This window comes from Paenibacillus piscarius (assembly GCF_022234545.1).
Taxonomy (GTDB): Bacteria; Bacillota; Bacilli; order Paenibacillales; family Paenibacillaceae; genus Paenibacillus_AQ; species Paenibacillus_AQ piscarius.
In genome coordinates, this window is sequence record NZ_JAIEUI010000010.1 from 98831 (window position 1) to 114821 (window position 15991).

16 protein-coding genes are annotated in these 15991 nt (G+C 52.8%); 3 read left to right on the plus strand and 13 right to left on the minus strand.

Annotated features, from left to right (window positions below):
* Window positions 1-40: 40 nt before the first annotated feature.
* Both K1558_RS17230 and K1558_RS17235 read right to left on the minus strand, forming a co-directional pair.
* A complete protein-coding gene (locus K1558_RS17230; RefSeq protein WP_238652882.1) occupies window positions 41-1045 on the minus strand; it encodes a sensor histidine kinase in 1005 nt (334 codons plus the stop codon).
* Complete coding sequence (locus K1558_RS17235) at window positions 1042-1731, minus strand: response regulator transcription factor (RefSeq protein WP_238652883.1); 690 nt, start codon at window positions 1729-1731, stop codon at window positions 1042-1044. Before K1558_RS17235 ends, K1558_RS17230 begins: the two co-directional genes overlap by 4 nt.
* Window positions 1732-1954: 223 nt before the next feature.
* On the opposite strand from K1558_RS17235, the gene K1558_RS17240 reads away from it, so the two are divergent.
* Window positions 1955-2185: a DUF6199 family natural product biosynthesis protein gene (locus K1558_RS17240; protein ID WP_238652884.1), complete on the plus strand. Its 231-nt coding sequence runs from the start codon at window positions 1955-1957 to the stop codon at window positions 2183-2185.
* Window positions 2186-2249: 64 nt separating this feature from the next.
* Here the strand turns inward: K1558_RS17240 and K1558_RS17245 are convergent, their stop codons facing one another.
* The 3 genes from K1558_RS17245 to K1558_RS17255 all read right to left on the minus strand — a co-directional run bounded on the left by K1558_RS17245 (window position 2250) and on the right by K1558_RS17255 (window position 4308).
* Window positions 2250-2933, minus strand: a complete 684-nt coding sequence (locus K1558_RS17245) for a hypothetical protein (protein WP_238652885.1) — start codon at window positions 2931-2933, stop codon at window positions 2250-2252.
* A 163-nt stretch (window positions 2934-3096) separates the two neighbouring features.
* Window positions 3097-3648 carry a hypothetical protein gene (locus tag K1558_RS17250; RefSeq protein ID WP_238652886.1) on the minus strand — a complete coding sequence of 184 codons (552 nt, stop codon included), beginning with the start codon at window positions 3646-3648 and terminating at the stop codon, window positions 3097-3099.
* A 123-nt stretch (window positions 3649-3771) separates the two neighbouring features.
* A complete protein-coding gene (locus tag K1558_RS17255) occupies window positions 3772-4308 on the minus strand; it encodes a GNAT family N-acetyltransferase (protein ID WP_238652887.1) in 537 nt (178 codons plus the stop codon).
* Window positions 4309-4492: 184 nt separating this feature from the next.
* Between K1558_RS17255 and K1558_RS17260 the strand changes: the two genes are divergently transcribed.
* Window positions 4493-5446 carry a serine hydrolase domain-containing protein gene (locus tag K1558_RS17260; RefSeq protein ID WP_238652888.1) on the plus strand — a complete coding sequence of 318 codons (954 nt, stop codon included), beginning with the start codon at window positions 4493-4495 and terminating at the stop codon, window positions 5444-5446.
* On the opposite strand, the gene K1558_RS17265 is transcribed toward K1558_RS17260, so the two are convergent.
* The 5 genes from K1558_RS17265 to K1558_RS17285 form a co-directional block, all read right to left on the minus strand.
* Window positions 5433-6506: a GerAB/ArcD/ProY family transporter gene (locus tag K1558_RS17265; protein WP_238652889.1), complete on the minus strand. Its 1074-nt coding sequence runs from the start codon at window positions 6504-6506 to the stop codon at window positions 5433-5435. The two genes, K1558_RS17260 and K1558_RS17265, sit on opposite strands and share 14 nt — an antisense overlap.
* A gap of 49 nt (window positions 6507-6555) precedes the next feature.
* Entirely contained in the window at window positions 6556-6765 is a 210-nt protein-coding gene (locus tag K1558_RS17270) for a hypothetical protein (protein ID WP_238652890.1), read from the minus strand.
* Entirely contained in the window at window positions 6762-7967 is a 1206-nt protein-coding gene (locus K1558_RS17275; protein ID WP_238652891.1) for a Ger(x)C family spore germination protein, read from the minus strand. The genes K1558_RS17270 and K1558_RS17275 overlap by 4 nt, the downstream gene beginning before the upstream one ends.
* A gap of 2 nt (window positions 7968-7969) precedes the next feature.
* Window positions 7970-9466 (minus strand): spore germination protein, encoded by a 1497-nt coding sequence (locus K1558_RS17280; RefSeq protein ID WP_238652892.1) that lies wholly within the window; start codon window positions 9464-9466, stop codon window positions 7970-7972.
* Window positions 9467-10325: 859 nt separating this feature from the next.
* Window positions 10326-11066, minus strand: a complete 741-nt coding sequence (locus K1558_RS17285) for a CPBP family intramembrane glutamic endopeptidase (RefSeq protein ID WP_238652996.1) — start codon at window positions 11064-11066, stop codon at window positions 10326-10328.
* A 197-nt stretch (window positions 11067-11263) separates the two neighbouring features.
* On the opposite strand from K1558_RS17285, the gene K1558_RS17290 reads away from it, so the two are divergent.
* The gene (locus K1558_RS17290; RefSeq protein ID WP_238652893.1) at window positions 11264-11605 is read left to right on the plus strand and encodes a hypothetical protein; all 342 of its coding nucleotides are present in this window, start codon (window positions 11264-11266) and stop codon (window positions 11603-11605) included.
* Between the two features lie 87 nt (window positions 11606-11692).
* On the opposite strand, the gene K1558_RS17295 is transcribed toward K1558_RS17290, so the two are convergent.
* Genes K1558_RS17295 through K1558_RS17305 form a run of 3 tightly spaced genes read right to left on the minus strand, consistent with a single transcriptional unit; the run spans window position 11693 to window position 15737 of the window.
* Entirely contained in the window at window positions 11693-13681 is a 1989-nt protein-coding gene (locus tag K1558_RS17295) for a chemotaxis protein CheA (protein ID WP_238652894.1), read from the minus strand.
* 16 nt (window positions 13682-13697) lie between these two features.
* Window positions 13698-14123: a chemotaxis protein CheW gene (locus K1558_RS17300; RefSeq protein WP_238652895.1), complete on the minus strand. Its 426-nt coding sequence runs from the start codon at window positions 14121-14123 to the stop codon at window positions 13698-13700.
* A gap of 24 nt (window positions 14124-14147) precedes the next feature.
* Window positions 14148-15737, minus strand: a complete 1590-nt coding sequence (locus tag K1558_RS17305; protein ID WP_238652896.1) for a methyl-accepting chemotaxis protein — start codon at window positions 15735-15737, stop codon at window positions 14148-14150.
* Window positions 15738-15991: the final 254 nt, after the last annotated feature.

Below are 15991 nucleotides of genomic sequence, written 5' to 3' on the forward strand. Positions count from 1 at the left end.
CGTATCGCCGAACAATATGAAGAAGCATGTGACACTATTGTCACATGCCGGATAAGCGCTGAAAGTCGTTCTCCCTCGGAAAAGTCAGCGAAAACACACTCCCCTCCCCGGGGACCGAAGCCGCATCAATCCTGATCTGCAGCGGCTCTGCCACCTGGCGGGTCAGATACAGTCCCATGCCGGTGGCAGCCCCCTCCTGCCGCATGCGCGATGAAGTGAACCCTCTGTCGTAAATCCGGGGCAGGTCCCGGGGGTCAATGCCTTGGCCGCTGTCTTCGATGGTAAGGATGACATGACCGTCCTGCTCCCGGCTGCGGATCAGAATATCGGAGGCTTCACTATACTTCACGGCATTGGTCAGAAGCTGCCGGAGCATGAAGGCCAGCCATTTGCCGTCCGTCAGCACCGCCCCGGCCTCAAGCTCTACATCGAAGCCGATGCCCTTGGAGAAGCACCAGGATTTCAGTGCACGGATCTCCTGACTCAGAATAGGCGCAAGGTTCACCTCCGTGATGAACAAATCGTTTTGGATGAAGGGAATCCGCTTATGGTGGAGCTGCTGGTCCAGCAAATGGTGAATCCGCAGCCACTCGTACATCAGCTGTCTCTGCAGCGTCTCGTCAGGCAGGCGCTCGATCATGAGCTGCATGGCGGTCAGCGGGGTCTTGACCTCATGGATCCAGGCCAGCAGCTCGTCCTTCTCCGACTCCAGCAGCTGGACATTCATGGAGGACTCACGCTTGTAGCGGTCGGTCTGGGCGCTCACCGCTTCATGGACCAGCTGTTCCAGCGGACTGCGGGGCGTAAGCACTGCCTGCAGCTCATAGGTCTGGTCCCAGGCCGCAAGACTCCGGTAGAACCGGGTCTCCCGGAGGTAGCGCAGGAAGAAGAAGACCAGGCAGATCAGCGTATTCAGCAGCACAATATACAGGATCGGCAGCAGCGAAATGGCCGAGTCCAGATAAGCTACGACGATCGTAATGAGCTGGAGAGAGGCCAGCAGCAGCAGCCAGCTGCGCTTCTCCACAATGTATTTCCAGATCATTCTGCAGCCTCTTCTGTCGCCATATACCCCTGCCCGACCTTGGTCTCGATGAACGTATCCAGTCCGAGCGGCTCCAGCTTCTTGCGCAGCCGGTTCACATTCACCGTCAGCGTATTATCGCTGACGAAATGCTCGTTGTCCCACAGACTCTTGATGATCTCCCCGCGGTCCACAATGCTGTTCTTGTGCTCCAGCAGGATTTTGAGAATCAGCATCTCATTCTTCGTCAGCAGAACGGCTCCCCCGCTGCCCGTCACGGTATTCTTCACGAATTCGATGGCCGTCCCGCGCCAGGTCTTCAGCTCAGTACGTTCTGTACTGTAGTTATAGACCCGGCGGAGCGTGGCCTGAATCTTGGCAATCAGCACCTCGAAATGGAACGGCTTCTGAATGAAATCATCCGCTCCGAGCTGCATGGACATCACCATATCACTGGGATGGTCCCGGGATGAGAGGAAGATGATGGGTACGTTAGAATGATTGCGCAGAATCCGGCACCAGTGGAACCCGTCGAAGCGCGGCAGCTGGATATCAATCACCACCAGATCCGGCTTCACCTCGGTGAATTCCTGCAGGACCTTACCGAAATCCGTAACCCCGTACACCTCATACGACCATTGGGCCAGACGCTCCCGGATCTCCCCGAACAGCGTAATATCGTCTTCGATCAGCATAATTTTGAACAAGTCAGACTCTCCTTAAGCAGTAATGCGTTAATTAGTGGTCATGTTAAGAATCGCTTCCGTCTCCTGCATTGTACAATGCCCCGGCAGTTCTGCAAAACCTGTATAAAGCTTCTCCAGTCCAGCATCAAGGCAAGCGGATTACCCATGTAGTGGAACCATCTATATTATAATGAACGTATTAATAGTATATCTGAGACTTAATTATACAGAGGAGTTGGTCATCATGGATACTTTTGGCGCAATCATTATATTGATCATCGGTATTGCCATTAATGCATTCGGACTGTATGTACGCAGAAACCCCACCTTTGGCTGGCGGATGAATGTAGGCTGGAAGGTGCAGGGCGATTCAGATCCGAGCGATGCCTATATCAGCCACATGCGCTTCTCCGGTGCTGTTGCCTTATGGCTTGGATCTTTTGTAATCGTCATGGGAATATTGAACCTGCTCTAATTAAAAGACAAATAAAGGCTGGCCTGGTCAAATTGCTGACTTGGACAGCCCTTATTATGTAAGCTTAGAACCTGCTTGATTCCATAGTCCCGCTGCCCCGGACTTCTGTTATCATCTTGGATGCTATGACTCCACCGTCCTCATCCGTTCCCTGTATCTCAAACGGGACCCCTGCCGTTGCCGCCTGAAAAGCAAACCAGATCGTCCGGCCGGACGACGCTGTAACCAGCTTTGCTTCCGACTTATCCGTACCTGCCTCTTTCTGCCTAAGGGTAATATGCCGGATGGACGGGCTCAGTACTTCTCCGAACACCAGCGGAAAGGGCGTAGAGACCTGCTCAATCTCCGGCAGCCTCATATAATTCATGGCAGCAGCATCAGATTCCGTGTCCGTCCCATAGCCTGCTCCCCAGACCCATTTCCAGCCGAGCCAGGTTTTGCGGACATATTCGACCTGAAGATCGCCCCCCGTCTGGCTGCCAGACCTAGTAAGGAATATAAGCTTACCTCTGCCGACAGCCTCCTGATGCATGACTGTCATGGAATCCGATTTGCGGAACAGCCGCACGGCCTCCTCCGGGCTGCCGCCAAGCGGTATCTCCAGTGTCTGCCCCAGTCCAAGCGATTTCGACATGCTCCGGTCGGACCAGCCGCCGGGTCTTTCATACATATATAATAATAGATAGAGCACCGCTACAGAAGCCAGAATCACCCCGGCGGCGAGCCCCCATCTTCGAGTAGTTGTCATAAGTCTAAGCATCCCCTATCCCCAGTGATTGCGCTTACAGTCCCTTCCATATAACTATAAAATATTTACGGCCGGATTTCAAAATTCCACTCTAACCGCAAAAAAACCAGCAGACCCGGTCCCTAAGGGCCTTCGTCTGCCGGCTTTGTATAAACATCTATAATTATTTCACTTCAGTAGCTCCGGTTACTTTACCTTCCAGGACTGCTGTTGCCTTCACATCTTCGCTGGAGAAGTACAGGTTGCCGTCAATGGTTGCATCCTTGTAGAGGTTGAAGCCGTTAGCTTCTACATAAACATCGCCTTTGATCGTACCGCCCTGCACGCGGAAGTTCTCACTCTGTACAGTTACTTTCGGTGCGGTAAGGGTGTAAGAAGCGGTTACCTTATGGTCTGCATCCTGTGCGTACAGCGCAAGCTTGCGGTAGATTGGCTTAGAGGCATCGTTTTTGTCGTGGAATTCGCCGGCTACAACAACATCCTTGTCAACGGTCAGATCGTTCAGTACAGCCACAATCCAAGTTCCTTTATCGCTGACTGCGGCAGTGAAGGCATCTGCCTGATTTACGATTGAAGCGGATGTCGTTGCATCTGCCTGCTCAGTGGCCGGAGCCGCCGTTGCTGCCGCATTTTTCGCTGCATCCTTATCTGATCCGCAACCTGCCAACAATGCTGCTGTTACCCCTGCAACTGCTAAAACTTTGAATAATTTCATTTTAACTCCCCCTGTTTCTTATAATTAACTTTATTATATATTAAAATTTAATGAATACAACGTGATAATTTTCACAAATTTGTGTCTGTTTTCACCATTGCTGATTTAGATCTCTTTTTACAGCTACATTTCTTTTTCCCATTCCTCTCTTAACAGCCCCATCCGGATGGAATCATAGTAGATTCCTTCATAATATCGGCACTTCCTTAACCTGGCCTCCATTGTCATACCTAAACTTGTTCCTGTTCTAATCATTCGTTCGTTACCAGACCAGGTGGTGTAGCCGACACGCACTAATGGAATTGTGGTGAATAAATGACTTATCCACAGCTTAAGGGCTCTTGAGCCATAACCCTTGCCCCAGTAAGCAGGATCATAGATGATGATGCCCATCTCCAGCCAGAGTGACGGTTGATGCTCCCAATAGTAACTGACGTCACCTATAACAGTACCTTCTACTTCTATCACCCAGTTATTTGCACATCCGATTATTTCATTCTGCCTGCTTAAATACTCTTCCCATGAGATCCGTTTGTGCTCAAAGTAAGGCGCATCCCATTTCTTCCATTCAGGCGCTTCTTCTTTATATACGAGCTCCCACAATCTGCGTATATCTGTTTCTGCTATAGGCCGGATAATTAATTCCTGATCCTGATACATCGCTTCCCCCCGTTGCCGTGAATTATATACCGCTAACGCTTATAATAACTGATTAATACGATCCCCGGCTGGTAATGAATGTGTATAAGCAAATTGGACAGCCCGGCAGCAGGCTGAGATAATACAGGAAATGATGAAGCCAAGCCGCCAAACAACGGCACAGAAACCGGAAAGGAAACCTACTATGAGCCTGTCCACATTACCGTCCGCCCTTGCCACACTGAATGTGCGGAGCTGTCTGATTCAGCAGCGGGGTGAGCTGATATTTGAATATTACAGAGATCAACATATTCCGGCGGAGGTTGCCAAGATCAACTCCTGCACCAAAAGCATTCTCTCCGCGCTGATCGGCATCGCCATGGACCAGGGCCTGCTCCCCGGCCTGTCGGTTCCGCTCGGCGAATTCTTCCCGCAGCTTAAGCGTGATGCAGATACACGCAAACAACAGATTACGCTTGAACAGCTGCTGAACATGTCGGCCGGCTTCCGCTGGAATGAGTTCGGCGGCGCCAACTCCTTCCCCAAGATGACCCGCTCGCCACACTGGGTGAACTATGTCTTGGAACAGCCGCTCGGAGAAGAGCCGGGCGTCCGCATGGAATATAACTCCGGCATCTCACAGCTGCTGTCGGCGATTCTGGTTCAGGCTTCGGGCCGCAGTACAGCCGACTTCGCCGAGGAGTTCCTCTTTGGACCGCTCGGCATCCGGGAGTATGAGTGGGAGACTGATCCACAGGGGATTCATACCGGAGGCTACGGACTCAAGCTGCGTCCGGCAGATCTGCTGAATTTCGGGCAGCTCTATCTGCAGGAGGGGATTTGGCGGGGAGTGCAGCTTCTGTCCGGTTCATGGGTTACACAGTCGGTACAGCCGGCAATGGAGACGGAGCCGCCCCGCCACGGGGGCTACGCCTGGCACTGGTGGACCGGATCGTTGATCTGCCGCCCAGAGAGCGGGGAGTCCGAGAACATAGACTACTATTATGCGCGCGGATACGCCGGGCAATTTGTCTATGTCCTGCCGCCGCTTCAACTCGTGGTGGTGCTGACCCAGGACAATAAGCGCGGGAGGAACAACCCGCCGCCGGATGTTTTCCGCGAATACCTCTTACCCTTGCTTGGTGCTAGCTCTTCCTGAATCTGAACCTATGAATCACATACCATAGCAGCGGACACAAGAGGTTGAAGAAGAACACATTCAGATACCAGACCTCATTCAGCTCGCCAACCACCGATGGATTGTCCCAGACATTAAGGGCTAAGGGAACACTGGCCAGCGCCAGAGGAATCAGCAGACCCTTATATTGCTTCACTCCGAATAATTCCGCACAGCCGCTGGCGGAGATGTAGAAGGTCAGAATAAGCCGGTAAAAGATTACGATGAACCACAGCACCGTCACGACTGTTTCAATCCGCTCGTAGAATCCGCCGATGGTCACGGTCTTGGCGGCAAACTGGCTGACATAGGGGATATTTACCGGAAGCTTGTCGCCGAGCACCGCAATAATGAACACGGTCAGCAGAAGCAAGGCGACACTCGTGATCCAGGTGCTGTGGCGCAGTGCTCTGCGGTAGGCGGATTGATCCTGAAGCAGCGGGATCAGGAACAGACTTAAGGCCACCTCACTGTTAGGGTATCCGACGAACATCATAATGCCTTGAAATACTGGCTGTCCCCCGTGTTCAAGCACAGGCAGGAAGCTGGTCCATTCTGTACTGTGCACCAGGGACAGCAAGAGCAGAAACAGCAGGAACAGCGCAGCGGGGAAGGTAATTTCGGCAGATCTGCCGACCGCTATAATCCCCTTGTACAGACAATAGACCAAGCCGACCAGCATCACGATATAAATAGCTGAGGGCGGAGTCTCAATGAACAGGTCATTGCTGGTGAAATCCCCCAGGCTGCGCAGGGTTAGGACGAAGATCAGGAAGGGCACGAAGAACAAGTATAGGGCCAGCATGATTTTACCGGCTGCCTTGCCCAGCGTCTGCACCAGAAATTGCCCCAGCGAGCTCCCCTTCATCTGAGTGAAGAGCGCCACAAATAACCGGATGACCAGCAGTTGAATCAACATACCCAGCAGAATTGGAATCCAGGCATCTTTGCCCGATAGTCCGATCAGCATCGAAGGCAGCCCCAGCAGGGCACTGCCCCAATAATGCAGCGTCAGCAGCATTGTTAACTGGCGCGAGCTCATCTGCCCACCACCTCCTCTGTACAGTCTGCCCCCTTCTACCCCTTGCTCCTCATGGCTTCAATTGCTGAAGCGTATGAATGAAGGGCCGCAGCAGATCCGGAGTGAATCCGTCCTTGGCCAGTATGATCATAAGGGCCAGCGCAAGCGCGTATAGCATATGCACCAGTATTTTCTCCCGGAGGCTTCCCCGTTTCCTGCGATACCGGCCGAATTGCCACATCCACAGCAGCACATTGACAGAGATCAGAAAAACATTCATGTATCCGTTTCCTTAAGCGGCGGATTCACAATTCTTCCTCTGCCCTTGATAATGTATTCCACAACTACGTCCACATCCATCCTGCTGAATTTCTCATTCCACCGATCTTTCCATTGACTCCAATACCGGGGGTGCCGCTGGTGAAAAAATGTGCCAAAGCCGAAGATATCTACACCGAATTGCTCCTGTACATCCTTGATTCCGTTAGCAATCAGCTCCTTCGTCCGCTTGATGGCCTGCAGCTTCATCTGCTGCAGTGTCTCCCGGTTGTTCAAATCTAGATTACAGCCCACCTCGCCGACATTCGCTTCAATTCTCACCTTCACTGTGGCGTATGGTTCACCATTACGCACACCCGGACGAATGGAGGATTTCGCATCCAGCACCTCCATGACGAAGTTCCCCTTCCCGTCCGGACAATCCACCTTGCCTACAGTAGATTTCACTTTGCCGGTTACATAGTTATAGGCCTTGCTATCGTTCTCATCCAGCCAGCCGAGCAGGACGTCATTCTTCATCACACCGATGCCTCTATACTCGAATTTCAGCGGGCTATTGATCGAATCCACATTATCTTTGGTCTTGCCCTTCTCCAGATTGCCCACCATGAAGAGTCCGGTCAAGACCGCCTCCTTGCCCTCCAGATCAAACCATTTCATAAGATCCAGCAGGCGGACCGCTGAGGTGGGGGCCCAATTCTTCTGCGACCCGTTCAAGGAATCATAGAGATCTCTGGCCGGCAGCCGTTCGAGCGGGGTCATAATCGATAAGGCATCATGAGCGGTACCTTCGCGGACGATGGCCAAATCGAAGTCAGGCCGGACTTCATGGTCCCTGAACAGGAAATCCAGCGGCTTGCGGATACCTTCCTTCGCGGTAGCCTCATCCAGCAGCAGCATGCTCAGGTGAGATAAATAAATCTTGCGCGGCAGCATGGTGGTTAGCTTGCGCATGGCCTCCATAATCGTGACCGACTCCGTTGCAACTACAAGCGCCGGCGGCCCTCCCGAACCCCCTCCGCTGCTGGCGGCTGCCAGGCTGGGTGCCACGATCTGCACAGTCACGCGGTAGCCCTTGCCGGTCTTATCAATGCCAAGGCCGATGGCGACAGCCAGATCGCTAAGCTCCTTGCGGCTCCAGCAGCCCGCCAATGGGGTAATGAGCAGAACCAGCACAACGGTCAGCAATACCGTTCTTCTCATGGTTAAGCTCCTCTGCGGTTACGCTTATTCCGCGAGCTTGACCAATATGGACTGCGGAAGACCGCGTCCGCCTGCTCTTTTTTCAGATATGGCGCATAGGGTCTCATGTAAGGAACTCCTGCGGAGTCCAGGCTGCATAAATGTACAATTAGAATAACGAAGCCTACGGTGATGCCGTAGATGCCGAAGGATGCAGCTGCTCCCATGAACAGAAAACGGATCAGCCGCACCGGAATCGACATATTATAGGCGGGAATGACAAAGCTTGAAATCCCGGTAATCGCGACCACGATGACCATCCCTGCCGAGACAATACCGGCATCTACCGCGGCTTGCCCCACAATCAGCGTTCCGACAATGGAGACCGCCTGGCCGATATTGCGGGGCATCCGGATACCCGCTTCACGGATAATCTCAAAGGTAATCTCCATCAGCGTAGCCTCAACGAACGCCGGAAACGGCACGCCCTCCCGCTGAAACATGATGCTCAGCAGCAGCCGGGTGGGCAGCAGATCCTGATGGAAGGTAGTGATTGCAATGTACAGCCCGGGTGCGAAGATGCTGATTATTACCGAGACCAGCCGCAGAACCCGGATCAGGCTGGAGAAAAGATAAGGCTGATAGCTATCCTCTGCGGACTGGATGAAATCCATGAACAAGGAAGGGACAACCATCACGAATGGGGTCCCGTCCACCATGATGGCAACTCTTCCTTCCGACAGCCCGGCTGCTATACTGTCTGGTCTCTCCGTATTAAGCACCGTAGGGAATACGGTATATTTATTGCGCTGAAGGTACTCCTCTACGAATTCGCCTTCCAGCACAGTCTTCAGTCCGATCTCGTCGAACATAAGCCCAATCTTCTTCAGAACCTGAGGTTCCGCCATTCCCTCCAGGTAGAGGATAGACACATCCGTCTGGGTAACGCTTCCCACAGACCGGGTCACAATCCGCAGACGTTCATCCTTAATTCTTCTGCGGATCATTGTAATATTCGTCCCAAGGTCATCCGTGAAGCCCTCCTGCGGCCCCCGGATGACCGTCTCTGTCTTCGTCTCACCGATGCCCTTCTTCTCATAGCCTTGTATGGCCAGGGAGAGCGCCTGGTCGCAGCCGTCAAGGAGCAGCAGCGCACAGCCGGAGAGAATATCTTTTACCGCGCCTGACAGCTCCCCGGCCGTCTTGACCTGTCCTGCGCTAAGCACCTGATTGCAGAAATACTCCGGCAGGCTGCAATCCTCTTCAGGAGGAGAAGCAGCCTGGATTGCAGGAATAATAGACTCCTCCAGCACCTGATTGTTCACCATGCCATCCAGGAAGACAATCTGAACAACCATCGTCTTCCCGGAATGGCTCCAGTTCAGATGGAGGGTACGGACACTGATATCGGAGCTGTCGCCCAGCCTTCTGCAGATCATCTCTACATTTTGCCGGGAATCAAGAAATAGGCACTGGGGCTGGGGTTCATGCCGGTTAACGTCTTGGTCATGGAATTTCATGAATGAGGACTCCCTGCTGTCTGTCGCTGAATTATTGTAATCCTCAGTGTTGCCTAATTCAGCGCATTTCTAAACCCGAACAAGCCCCTTTTCGTTCCTGTTAAGGAGAGAAGGAGCTGAGTATGTATACACGCCAAAATCCCCGCTGCCTATTGCTTAAAGGCCCGGGGATTCAGGTGTTGATTCCTGTATTCAATTCAATCATTTCCTCCAAGTAACAAAAGCCATATCCCTGACATGGTAGTTGTTCTCATAATCAATTCATATTCTTCATGGTACCGTGTTGCCCGTTCTCTCCTGTCCGGAGTGTTGCTCTCCATGTCCAGCATATGGGGTGGATTCCCGCGTACACGATCTCACGAAAAACGTTTTCACGGACGTTCTCCCTGCTGTGAAGAATCGTAATTGTACGCTTCGCTAACCTTTTTCAACGGAATCACGCTCTTTCTTCCGCAAGAGGACTTTCGTGCCCCTGCTTAATGAATAGCATTTGGTTCAGCTTACACAAGATTTGCTAGATTTGCTCCGGGGTCCCGCATACCCACGATCTGCCGGAAGATGCTGTCACTCACCTTCCTTACCAGCAGCCGATTCCGGCATGCTTCGCTAACGCTAGTACATCGGGATTCTCTCCTTTCCTTCATTCATTGCTAAATTTAGGAATGAGACATCACCTTGGGTTCCACTTGTGAAGAATTGCTGCGGTTCCTGTGGTGATGTCTACATTATACCCTGGACTTCATTAAATTTAAACTTTTAAAAACGTCCTTATTTCCGCATTATCCTTAATAATCCTCTATGGAAGCGGATACAGCGCCTATCTCTAAAAATTACTCACGATATAAACGATTTCCTCCCGTTAGCTTCCCGCCTTCCGTTTCAATGCCATCACCAGGTAAATCCCATAGATCAGATACAGGATATTAAGGATGGATACGATCAGCACTTCATGCTCCAGATTCTCATTACTGACCATAGCAAGTGCATCGTAGAGAAAGTGGAACGCAATCAGCGGAATCAGATTTCGGCCGGCCACCATCAGCAGCGCGAGCACACAGCCCAGCAGCAGGGCATTGGCAACCTGGAGAAGCGTATGTATAAGATCATTCCCGCCAAGTGCATTGGCCATATGTAGGATACCGAACAATAGAGAAGAGAACACAACATAGAAGAGCGGTCCCTTGGACCTCAGATAATTCCAGATGATGCCTCTAAAAATTACTTCCTCGGCATACCCCACCATCAGGGTCATAATGACGATACTGATTACTTCAAGCGCACCGAGCTCCACATTGATACCGTTCATCAGCGGCTGGGCTGCTGCAATTATGAGCAAAGGGATGTAGAACAGCACAGCTCTGGACGGTCCGGCCTGAAGCTTGCTGAAGCCGAAGCTTAAGAGCGTCGGGTCCTTTCTTTTCATATATACCGTTGTAATAACGGCCATCACGAGGAAGGCACAGGCCTGGGCATTGCGTATCCCCATGTCACCGAATTCCTGGATGGTAGCTATAGCAGAGGCTACAGATACCGCCAGTGTCAGGACCACCCCCCATACCAGTGAGAATATAAGCGGGTGTTCTTTGGCAACAGTTCTCATCAATCTCTTGTCTCCTTTATTCAGTGAGGTTGTGTATTGCCGCTTCTGGGCAATAGTGAGCTTATTGTATACGATCTCCAGGAAAGATTCTACATTTTTTCGTCTGAGTGAATCTTCCAGTGGGCAATGCCGCCCGGGCCATGCTATAATCTCTGAATCCTACAACGAATAAGAGGTGCCCCATCAAAATCTATAAAGTGACCGTCCAGCTGGAGAAGGATGATTATGGCATTGAGGTCAGCCATTGGCGCCTGCTGGTGGAGACCAGCCGCTATTATGAGATCAAGCCCGAGAACGGGCCTGTCAAGCGGATCTACAAGGAGAAGCTGAATACCGTGGTCGATGATACCAAGGCTTATCAGGGAGGGCTTCTGGCTTGCTCCGCGTTCTGCCACGAAGACCGGATCGATGACATGCACAGTCTAATGCTGGATTCGCTTCAGCTCAAGATCAGGACCTACCTGGATGCGCTGCATTTGAATCAGCGGGCCATCGAGCAGCAGGCCAAACAGCTGAAGCCTATGGAGCCTCAGGAGTAGACCTGCTGCCTTATGTTATAAATCAAAAACCGGAAGAACCGCGAATAGACGCGTTCTTCCGGTTTTTGGCGTGATAACCGCTATGAATCAATGGCTGATCAGATATGCGGCATCCAGAATCAGCGCCACCCGCCCGTTGCCCAGAATGGTAGCCCCGGACAGATGGTTCAGCGTTCCGAGATAATTCCCCAATGACTTGATTACCACCTCCTGATTGCCGATGATCTCATCGACTGCATAGGCGGCAATCTTGTCCACCGATCTTACAATCACCAGCGGAATCGTCTTGGAGCCGCGCTCGGTACGCGGATAATGCAGCTTATCCCTGAGCCAGAAGAGCGGTACAATCCGCCCGTGGCTGATAATGACCTGCTCTCCCTGGACGATCTGAATCTCTTCGGGGGAGATGCGGACAATCTCGGCTACATTATACATCGGGAAGATCAGCACACGCCCTGACACCTGGACCAGCAGCCCCTTGATAATCGCCAGCGTAAGCGGCAGGCGGATCGTGAACAGCGTTCCCTGGCCAGGCTCGGTCTCAATATCGATGATGCCGTTCAGGCGTCCGATCTGGCTGCGCACAATATCCATTCCCACCCCTCGGCCCGACACTTCACTAACCTCAGAAGCCGTGGAGAAGCCCGGCTCGAAGATCAGGCCTACCGCTTCCTGCTTCGTCAGATATCCGGCCTGTTCCTCTGTGATGATTCCTTTGCCCAGTGCCGAAGCCTTGATCCGTTCAGCATCAATCCCCTGCCCGTCATCCTGCAGCCGGATCACGACCTGATTCTCCTCGTGATAGGAGTTCAGGGTAATGACGCCCTTCGGTGCCTTGCCTTCCCGGGCCCGGACCTCAGGGCTCTCGATCCCGTGGTCGGCGCTGTTGCGGATCAGATGGATTAGCGGGTCGCTCAGCTCCTCGATAATCATCCGGTCCAGCTCGGTCTCGCCCCCTTGAATCCGCAGCTCAATCTCCTTGCCCAGCTTCTGGGACAGATCTCTGACCAGCCGCGGGAACCGGCTGAACAGCTGGTCGATCGGCAGCATCCGGGTCTTCATGACCCCTTCCTGCAATTCTTTGATCAGGCTGCCCATATGATCCGAAGCAGAATGAATCTCCGGCAGCACACCTGCCGCATTTCCCCGCTGCCCCGCTGCGCTCAGATCAGCCAGAGAGGTCTGCTCAATCAGCAGCTCTCCGACCAGATTCATCAGATGATCCAGCCGCTCGACGCTCACCCTGACCGTTGACTGTGCCCCCTGGGTCCGTTCACGGCCCGGCGCAGCCGCCGGTTCGGCCTGTCCCGGATCAGCCGGGGCTGCCGTGCCGCTTCCGGCTGGCGGTCCGGGCTGGAATTCCGTAACAGCTACATGCTGGACATCAGTCTCGCCTGCCAGCTTCCCCGATACCTCCTGGATGTCAGCGGCGGATGCCGCTATTACGGCAAACTGGCCGTAACGTTCATCCTCGTCCGCTGCGGAAGCGGACGCATCCGCCAGCACAACAGCAATGACCTTGCCGCACACCTCTTCTATCCGCTGCAGCAGAAGGTAATGTCTCGCCCCCTTCATGAGGCAGTCATCCTTCAAGGTTATCGCAACGGACAGCAGCGTGTATCCGGCGGCAGCAGCCTCCTCGGCCTGCTGCCGCTCCGCCGTATTCAGCACCGGCAGCCTGACCGGCTGCGGCTCATTCCGTTTGCTGATCAGTGCCTTGATCTCCGCGACTACAGCACTGACATCTGTGAAGGTCCCGCCGCTGACATATTCACTGCGCAACAGCTTCATGGCATCCAGCGCCTGAAAGAGTGTATCGATCAGCGTACCGGTAATCTCCGGCTTCTTCTCCCGCACCCATTCCAGCGCATATTCCACCTCATGCGTAAGATCACTCATCTCGCGGAAGCCCATGGTCGAGGCAGAGCCCTTAATCGTATGGGCAGCGCGGAAGAGGGTCTGGATCAGCTCAGGGGCGGGCGCATGTTCCAGAGCGAGCAGGGACTGGTCGATCCGCTCCAATTGTTCATTCAGCTCTTCTATGAATATGCCGCGGTAAGCAGACAGCTCCATCATGATGATCGCCCCCTTCTCAGCCGCCCAGAATTTCTTCGAGCTTCAGAATGCCTACCAGTTGTTCCTCGCGTTGCCCCATTCCGTGGAACACCGCTTCCCGGCTGCGGTTCTGACCGCCTGCCGGCGGATGAATCTCGGTGTACGTAGTCACCTTGTTCACCTTGTCCACAATGAGGCCGATGAACTCCTCGCGGTAATTGACCACAATGATCCGGGTGCTCCGGGTATATGGCTCATCCGCCATACCGAGCAGATTACGCAGGCTCATGACGCACACAACCTTGCCGCGCAGATTGATGACACCCTTGACTTCAGTCCGGCTGAAGGGAATATCTGTGATGCTGAGCATTTTGATAATTTCATGAATCTCTTCAATACGGATGGCACAGGTCTCGGCACCTACAGCCAGCTCGATATATTGTTCCTTCTGTAAGGATGACATAGCTTCACCTTCAGTCTGCAGAATTTAATGAGTCTTGAACGCGGAGGCGGACTTAGCCAGATCCTCGGATAACAGGGCCAAGGCCTGGCAGGTGGCTGCCGTCTCCTCAGAAGCCGCGGCCGATTCCTCACTGGAGGCAGCGATCGACTGAACCGAGCTCATCACCTCTGCGGCTTGGGCGGCTTCCTCTTCGCACGCGGCTGCAATCTCATTGACCTTCAGTGAAGATGTATTTACCATCTGTATAATCTGTTCAAAAGCATGGCTGGTCATCGAGGACTGCTCTACGCTCTCGGCTACAGCCCGCACGCTCTGCTTCGTATTCTCCTGCATCGCCTTGATGATCTTCGTAATCTCCTTTGTGGCATCACTGCTGCGCTCCGCCAGCTTGCGGACCTCGTCGGCCACCACCGCGAATCCGCGGCCCTGCTCTCCGGCACGTGCTGCTTCAATAGCCGCATTCAGCGCCAGAAGATTGGTCTGCTCGGCAATGTCGTCGATCACTTCGATGATATCCCCGATTTTGCTGGAGTCGTCTTCCAGTTGCTTCATCTGATGATTGACTGTCTGCATTCCCTGCAGCGAGGTTTCAACCACGTATCCGCCTTCCCGGGCCGTGCGCACCGTCTCATTAGACAGCTCCGCCGCTTCCTCCGCGCTTGAGGCGACCGAATCAATGGCCAGCGACAGCTCTTTGAACAGCTCGGTAATATTATTAGCCGCTGCCGACTGGTTGGTGCTGGTTCCGGCAATCTCCTGAGTGCTGGCTGAGATCTGTTCGGAGGAGGCAGCAACGCTCTGCGAGTTCATCACAATGCCGTTGATCAATTCCTTGAGATTAAGAACCATCTGGTTCAATGCGGTGGCGAGCTGCCCCACTTCATCCTTAGTGGAAATATCCGCCTGCTGCGTCAGATTGCCGTTCGCAACCTCCGAGGCCACATGCACCATCTGCATCAGCGGTCTGGAGATAGATCTGGCGATCAGATAACCGATCATAATGCTTAGAATCACCCCAACGATGACAACGGAAAGTGTAAGCGTGAAGGCCGAAGAATAGGCAGACTGCGAGTGATTGTTCGCTTCCTCCGCCAGCTCCACATTGACCTTGATCAGACCATTCAGGTTGCTAAGCACGATCTGGCCCTGCGGATTCAGCTTGGTAGCAAGAAAAGCGTTGAAGGCAGCAGGATTATCCTCCCCGGCCAGCACCAGTGCTTCATCAAATAACTTGCCATACGTCTCATAATCCCTGTCTAAGCCTGCCAGCAATTCCTGCTCCTTCGGAGTAGTCGCCAGCGGACGGTAGTTATCCACCTTCTCCTTGATCTCCTGGCGGCCTGCGTTAATGCTGTCGCGAAAGGAAGCCATCTGTGTATCATCGGTTGAAGTGCTCATATCCCGTATATACACCCGGTTAATCTGGTAACTGATTTGGGCTGCCGACAGGTCTCTGACGGAGATCAGGTTATTGCTGTACATCTCTTTCATGTTCTGGTTGCTGCTGCGCAGGGATAAGACCGAATAGATTCCGAGACCCGCCATAATTAAAGAGACAATCAAAAAAGTGGTGATAATCTTTGTTGCTGTTTTCATGTTACCGAACCATTTCATGTGGCTTCCCCCTGTGGTTACAACTTAGCGTCCTGTATGCGGCGGTAATCATGCACTCCCCTATCAGCCGTCGGGACATCTTCAGCTATATTTCGACATAATTCGTTAAATAATTTATATATCTTTTTAATAATTTTCACTTTATTTTCACTTTTACGTTCACGCTTTAATCCTTTATAACTATTAATGAATTTCGCAATGAAAAATTTGTAAAAAATCCGCTTGACAGAATAGCCGCTTATCACTAAACATAG